The organism is Streptomyces actuosus (assembly GCF_016921115.1).
Taxonomy (GTDB): Bacteria; Actinomycetota; Actinomycetes; order Streptomycetales; family Streptomycetaceae; genus Streptomyces; species Streptomyces actuosus_A.
Window position 1 is genome coordinate 1 of the sequence record NZ_JAFFZS010000176.1, and the last position, 475, is coordinate 475.

Sequence of the window (475 nt, forward strand, 5' to 3'; positions counted from 1 at the left end):
GTACAAACCAGCCGTGTCGTCAGTTTCATCATTGGGAACGCAGGAGATCAGGCAGACAGATAGTAATCAACCCGACCAGGCAACAGTGTCTAGACTCTCACTGCCGACAGAGCCTCACCATGTACATTTCCCATCCAACGACGCGGCGCCGCAGCGTGGTGGACAGTTGGCCCGGGTGAAAACCAACACGACCAAAACGAGAGCTCCCAGTCCTTATCCCAGTGCGCAGCCTACCAGCGAGAGCGAAGGCGAAGGGGAAGGCGATTCTGAGGGCACAGCCAGCGGTAGTAGGAATGCTGTTGTTGAGCCAGCGCCAAAGAAAGATAGTAAGGGCAAGGCTCCGATGCATCATCGTATCCTGCAGAGCGCCTCGGCGGGACAGAAGAACGCCTTGGGGAAGATCAGTGTAAGTTATATTACATACCCCTCCATTAGTATTATTATCGTCGTCCTGACCAAACCCAGCATCTTCTAT

At 53.9% G+C, this 475-nt stretch carries 1 protein-coding gene; it reads left to right on the forward strand.

Annotation, left to right across the window (positions count from 1 at the left end):
• Positions 1-175: 175 nt before the first annotated feature.
• Positions 176-475: hypothetical protein (locus tag JS756_RS36070; protein WP_205387471.1), on the forward strand; the 300-nt coding region annotated here is incomplete at its 3' end.